The sequence below is a fragment of the Streptomyces sp. NPDC058157 genome, assembly GCF_042884105.1.
Lineage (GTDB): Bacteria > Actinomycetota > Actinomycetes > Streptomycetales > Streptomycetaceae > Streptomyces.
The window spans coordinates 1-6,063 of record NZ_JBHVUQ010000310.1 but is presented as its reverse complement, the minus strand read 5'-3'; the positions used below and the strand labels follow the sequence as shown (position 1 = coordinate 6,063).

The window sequence follows — 6,063 nt, the reverse complement described above, 5'->3', positions numbered from 1 at the left end:
TAAGATATGGGGGGCTACTGCTCGCGGGCGCCGCCGCCACCGGCTGCGGCGGCCGCGCCACCACCCACCACAAGCCCGGCACCACCCACGAGCAGGCCTCCGGCGACGTCGGCACCCTGCTCGACACCCAGGACGGCGGCGGACACCGCCTGCGCGAGGTCCCCGCCCAGGGCGCGCCGGAGGTGCGGCTCACCGCCCGCCCCGACTCCGAGGACGGCTGGAACCTCCAGCTGGCCGTGACCAACTTCCGCTTCACCCCCGACAGCACCGGCGGCGCCGCCCTCCCGGGCGCCGGCCACGCCCACCTGGAACTCGACGGCCACAAGCTGGCCCGCGTGTACGGCCCCTGGTTCCACCTGCCCGCGGCGCAGGTGCCCGAGGGCGCGCACACCCTGACCGTCCGCCTCTACGCCGACGACCACACGGCCTGGGCCGTCGCCGGCAAGCCCGTCGAGGCGACGGCGCAGCTGACCGCGGGCCCCCCGGGCCAGGAGTCCCACAGCCACACCGCCCCCGCCCCGCCCGGCACCCAGGCGCCCGCGTCCCCGCAGACACCCCGGGCCGACCGGACCGTCACCCTCACCGTCCGCGACGGCAAGGTGTCCCCGCCCACCGGCCGCACCGAGCTGCGGCGAGGCGAACGGATCGCCCTGCGCGTCACCAGCGACCGCGCCGACACCCTGCACGTCCACGGCTACGACAAGGAACTCGCCCTGCCGGCGGGCCAGGAGGCCACCCTGGTCCTGACGGCCGACCGCACGGGCCTCTTCGAGGTGGAGACCCACGAGTCCGGACTCGTCCTGACCCAGCTCCTCGTCCGGTGACCCCCCACCCCACCGGCCCGTCGACCCTCCTGGCCCACGGGATCGGCTCCCAGCACGACCTGCCGATCTCCCCCTTCTACGCCTTCGCCGGCGCCTTCACCGCACTCTTCGTCTCCTTCCTGGCACTCGGCCTCCTCTGGTCCGCCTCCCGCTTCCGCGGCGACCGCTCCGGGCTCGCCCTGCCCGCCGGGATCCAGCGGGTGGCCGACGCGCCGGCCACCCGCACCACCCTGCGCGGACTGGGTCTCGCCGCAGCCCTCGCCGTACTCCTCCACCTCCTCCTCGGTCCCGACGACCCCGCCCGCAACCCCGCCCCGGGCGCCGTCTACGTCCTGCTCTGGGTCGGACTCGTGCCCGCCTCCCTCCTCCTCGGCCCCGTCTGGCGCCTGCTCAACCCGCTCCGCACCCTGCACCGCCTCCTCGCCCAGGCCCGCCGCCGCCCGCCGGGAGCCGGCCGCCCCCTGCCGCCCGGACTCGGCCAATGGCCCGCCGCCACCGGTCTGTTCGCCTTCACCTGGCTCGAACTCGTCTCTCCCGATCCCGCCTCCACCACCTCCCTCCTGATCGCCCTCACCGCCTACGCCGTCCCGCACCTGCTCCTCGCCGCCCGCCACGGCGAGGACTGGTTCACCGCCGCCGACCCCTTCGAGGCCTACTCCGGCCTCCTCTCCCGGCTCTCCCCCCTCGGCCGCCGCCACGACGGCCTCCTCGCCCTGCGCAACCCCTTCCACGGACTCGACGCGACGCCCGAGCGGCCCGGACTCGTCGCCACCGTCTGCGTCCTCCTCGGCTCCACCGCCTACGACGGCTTCTCCGACAACCCCTCCTGGATCAACGCCGTCCAGACCTCCCCCCTCGGCCGCACCCCCACGGCCACGCTCGGACTGCTCGCTTCCATCGCCCTCGTCGCCACCCTCTACTGCCTCTGCGCGGGAGCCACCCGCCTCGTCAGCGGACCGCACCCCCGCCCGCTGACCGCCTTCGCCCACTCACTCGTACCGATCGCCCTCGGCTATCTGATCGCCCATTACTTCTCCCTCCTCGTCACCGAAGGACCACGCACAGTAAGCATGGCACTCGGCACTGACAACGCCCCGGAGCCCAGTCCCCCCTTGGGTCCAGGCGGTCTCGCCGCCCTCCAGGTGATCGCCGTCGTCACCGGACACGTACTCGGCGTGATCGCCGCCCACGACCGGTCCGTACGCCTCTTCCCCCCGGCGAAGGCCGTCGCCGGACAGCTGCCGCTGCTCGCGCTGATGATCACGTACACCGTCGGCGGGCTCACCCTCCTCTTGAACTGAGCCGGAACCGAGCGCCGTCAGGAAGGGCATGATGGATCCCGTGCCTCCCGCCCACCCCATGCGCCGGACCCCGGTCCAGCAGCGCAGCGCCGACCGCCTCGCCCGGATCCTCGACGCCTGCGCCGAACTCCTCGACGAGACCGGGTACGAGAACCTGAGCACCCGCGCCGTCGCCCTGCGCGCCGGCGTGCCCATCGGCTCCGTCTACCGCTTCTTCGGCAACAAGCGGGCCATGGCCGCCGCCCTGGCCCAACGCAACCTCGACCGGTATGCCGAGGGCATCACGGCACGGCTCGCCCTGGTCCCCGCCACGCACTGGCGGCCCGTCGTGGACGCGGTGCTGGACGAGTACCTGGCCATGAAACGGACCCTCCCCGGCTTCGCCCTGGTCGACTTCGGCGTGCCCGCCCCGCCCGCGGAGGGCCCCGCCGCCGACCCCAACCACCAGGTCGCGGCCCGCCTCACCGGCCTCCTGTGCGCGCACCTCGGGCTCACCCCCGACCCGGTCCTGCGGCGGGCGGTCCTGGTGGCCGTGGAGGCGACGGACGCGCTCGTGCAGCTGGCCTTCCGGGCCGACCCGGCCGGGGACCCCGGGATCGTCGGCGAGACCCGGGCGATGATGCACGCCTACCTGGCCCGCGTCCTCGACTGACCCGGCAGCCGCCGCCCGGGCCCTGGCCCCCGCCGCCCCGCCCGACCCCCGCCGTCGGCCCCTCCGCCCGGTGGAACCGAACGGGCTGCTGCAACCCCCTCCCCGCCGTCCCTACCGGTCGGTATGCTCAGGGCGCCCGCGGGCCCGCGCCGCGCGAGGCCGGGTCCCGCCGGTCCGCGCCCGCGCCGCCTGCCGCCCCCGGGAGGGCCCATGCCCCGCACCGCCCCGCGTATCTGCCCCCTCTGCGAAGCCACCTGCGGCCTGACCCTCACCATCGAGGGGACCACCGTCACCGGCGCCCGAGGCGACCGCGACGACGTCTTCAGCCGCGGGTTCGTCTGCCCCAAGGGCGCGGCCCTCGGCGCCCTCGACTCCGATCCGGACCGGCTGCGCACCCCCCTCGTCCGCCGCGGCGGACGACTGCGCGAGGCCACCTGGGAGGAGGCGTACGACACCATCGCCGCCGCCGTCCCCGCGCTGATCAGGGAACATGGCGCACAGTCCGTGGGCGTCGTCCTCGGCAACCCCAACGCCCACACCATGGCCGGAGCCCTCTACCCGCCGCTCCTCCTCGGCGCCCTGGGCACCCGCAACCTCTTCACGGCCAGCACCCTCGACCAGATGCCCAAGCACGTGTCCAGCGGGCTCCTGTTCGGCGACCCCTTCGCCATCCCGGTACCCGACCTGGACCGCACCGACTTCCTGCTGCTGATCGGCGCCAACCCCGTCGAGTCCAACGGCTCCCTGTGCACCGCCCCCGACTTCCCCGGCCGCCTCAAGGCCCTGCGGGCCAGGGGCGGCACGCTCGTCGTCGTCGACCCGCGCCGCACCCGCACCGTCCGGCTCGCCGATCGGCACCTGGCCCCGCGCCCCGGCAGCGACGCCCTGCTGCTCGCGGCGCTCGCGCACACCCTCCTGGACGAGAAGCTCACCGCTCCCGGCGCCCTCGGGGAACACACCGAAGGCCTCGGGGAACTCGCCGACGCCCTCGGGAGTTTCACTCCTGAGGCCGTCGCACCCGCCTGCGACCTTCCGGCCGAGGAGATCCGCAGCCTCGCCCGGGAGCTCGCGGCCTCGCCGACCGCCGCCGTCTACGGGCGGATCGGCAGCTGCACCGTGGAGTACGGGACGCTCGCGAGCTGGCTCGTGGACGTCCTGAACGTCCTCACGGGGAACCTCGACCGCCCCGGCGGGGCCCTGTTCCCCCTGCCCGCCACCGGCCCGCGGCCCCGCCCCGCCGGGCCCGGCAGGGGCTTCGCCCTCGGCCGCTGGCAGAGCAGGGTCAGCGGCCACCCCGAGGTCAAGAGCGAACTCCCCACCGCCGCACTGGCCGAGGAGATCGAGACACCGGGGGAGGGGCGCATCCGCGCGGTGATCGCCATCGCCGCCAACCCGGTCCTGTCCGCCCCCGACGGACGGCGGCTCGACGCGGCCCTGGCCGGAGTCGACTTCATGGTCAGCGTCGACCCCTACCTGAACGAGACCTCGCGCCACGCCCACGTCGTCCTGCCCCCGCCGCCGCCCTCCCGGACCGCCCACCACGACTTCTCCTTCAACGGCTTCGCCATCCGCAACCAGGTCCGCTACACCCGCCCCGCCATACCCCTGGAAGCGGACCGGCTCGACGAGTGCGAGATCCTCGCCCGCCTCGTCCTGGCCGTCTCCGGCGCGCACGGCTCCGCCGAGCCGTCCGCCGTCGACGAGACGGCGATCCGGGCCGCCCTCGCCAAGGAGACCGCCGACCGCAACTCGCCCCTGCACGGTACCGATCCGGCCCGTCTGGAGGCGATGCTGACCGGAGAGAACGGCCCCGAGCGCAGGCTCGACCTGATGCTCCGTCTCGGACCGTACGGGGACCTGTTCGGCGCCGCCGGAGCGGAGGCGGCGGAACACGGGCGGGAACAGGGGCGGGAGCAGGAGCAGGAGCAGGGGCTCAGCCTGGAGCGGCTGCTCGCGCACCCGCACGGCATCGACCTGGGCCCCCTGCGGCCCCGGCTCCCCGGGCTGCTGAGGACCCGCAGCGGCAGGATCGAGCTGCTGCCGGACCCGATCGCGGCCGAGCTGCCCCGGCTGCGCGCGGCGCTCGCCGAACGCCCCGCCGCCCTGGTCCTCGTGGGCCGCCGCCACCTGCGGTCCAACAACAGCTGGCTGCACAACGTCCCGGCCCTCGTCGGAGGTTCCAACCGCTGCACCCTCCAGGTCCACCCCCACGACGCCGACCGCCTCGGCCTCGCCGACGGCGGCCGCGCCCGGGTCACCGCCGACGGCGGCAGCCTGGACGTCCCGGTGGAGGTCACCGACACCGTCCGCACCGGCGTGGTCAGCCTCCCGCACGGCTGGGGCCACGACCGCGACGGCACCCGGCTCGCGGTGGCCGGCACGGTCGCGGGGGTCAACGTGAACCAGCTCCTCGACGGCAGCCGCCTCGACCCCCTGTCGGGCACCGCCGTCCTCAACGGCTTCCCCGTCACCCTGACACCCCTGCCCTGAGCTGGGGTTTTGCTCGTATTGCTCACGCCCGGACGTCTTGTTGGCCCCAGGAGGCGGCACCTACCTTCCCTGCATGCTGACCTTCCTCGGCTTCGCCATGATCGCGACCTTCCTGGTCCTGATCATGCTGAAGAAAATGTCGCCCATCGCGGCGCTCGTCCTCGTCCCCGCGCTGTTCTGCGTCTTCGCCGGCAAGGGCGCGCACCTGGGGGACTACGTCATCGACGGCGTCGGCAAGCTGGCGCCGACGGCCGCGATGCTGATGTTCGCCATCGTCTACTTCGGCGTGATGATCGACGTCGGCCTCTTCGATCCGGTCGTCCGGGGCATCCTGCGGTTCTGCAAGGCCGACCCCATGCGGGTGGTGGTCGGCACGGCCGTCCTCGCAGCGATCGTCTCCCTCGACGGGGACGGCTCCACCACGTTCATGATCACGGTTTCGGCCATGTACCCGCTCTACAAGCGGCTCGGCCTGAGCCTGGTGGTCATGACCGGCGTCGCCGCGACCGCCAACGGGGTCATGAACACCCTCCCCTGGGGCGGCCCCACCGCCCGCGCCGCCACCGCCCTCAAGCTCGACGCGGCCGACATCTTCGTCCCCATGATCCCGGCCCTGGCCGCCGGACTGGTCTTCGTCTTCCTGCTGGCCTACGCCCTGGGCATCCGCGAGCGCCGCCGGGTCGGTTCCCTGGTCATGCCCGGCGAGGAGGCCGAGCGGGAGACGGAATCCCTGGTCGCGGCCGGATCCGCGGCGTTGGCCGCCGCCGGGGGCCCGCGCGGCGCCACGGGCGGCGCC

At 74.5% G+C, this 6,063-nt stretch carries 5 protein-coding genes; all 5 read left to right on the top strand.

Features of this window, described 5'->3' with window-relative positions; translation table 11 throughout:
• The first annotated feature begins 17 nt into the window (after positions 1 to 17).
• Positions 18 to 824, top strand: a complete 807-nt coding sequence (locus ACFVXK_RS36560; protein WP_389621069.1) for a hypothetical protein — start codon at positions 18 to 20, stop codon at positions 822 to 824.
• Complete coding sequence (locus ACFVXK_RS36555) at positions 821 to 2,125, top strand: hypothetical protein (RefSeq protein ID WP_389621066.1); 1,305 nt, start codon at positions 821 to 823, stop codon at positions 2,123 to 2,125. Before ACFVXK_RS36560 ends, ACFVXK_RS36555 begins: the two co-directional genes overlap by 4 nt.
• A gap of 31 nt (positions 2,126 to 2,156) precedes the next feature.
• Positions 2,157 to 2,777, top strand: a complete 621-nt coding sequence (locus ACFVXK_RS36550; protein ID WP_389621063.1) for a TetR family transcriptional regulator — start codon at positions 2,157 to 2,159, stop codon at positions 2,775 to 2,777.
• A gap of 210 nt (positions 2,778 to 2,987) precedes the next feature.
• Positions 2,988 to 5,267 (top strand): molybdopterin-dependent oxidoreductase, encoded by a 2,280-nt coding sequence (locus ACFVXK_RS36545; RefSeq protein WP_389621060.1) that lies wholly within the window; start codon positions 2,988 to 2,990, stop codon positions 5,265 to 5,267.
• A gap of 73 nt (positions 5,268 to 5,340) precedes the next feature.
• Positions 5,341 to 6,063: citrate:proton symporter (locus tag ACFVXK_RS36540; protein ID WP_389621056.1), on the top strand; the 723-nt coding region annotated here is incomplete at its 3' end.

Coding starts and splice junctions, on each gene's coding strand:
- ACFVXK_RS36545 (WP_389621060.1), top strand. CDS start 2,988: ATGCCCCGCACCGCCCCGCGTATCTGCCCCCTCTGCGAAGCCACCTGC.
- ACFVXK_RS36550 (WP_389621063.1), top strand. CDS start 2,157: ATGGATCCCGTGCCTCCCGCCCACCCCATGCGCCGGACCCCGGTCCAG.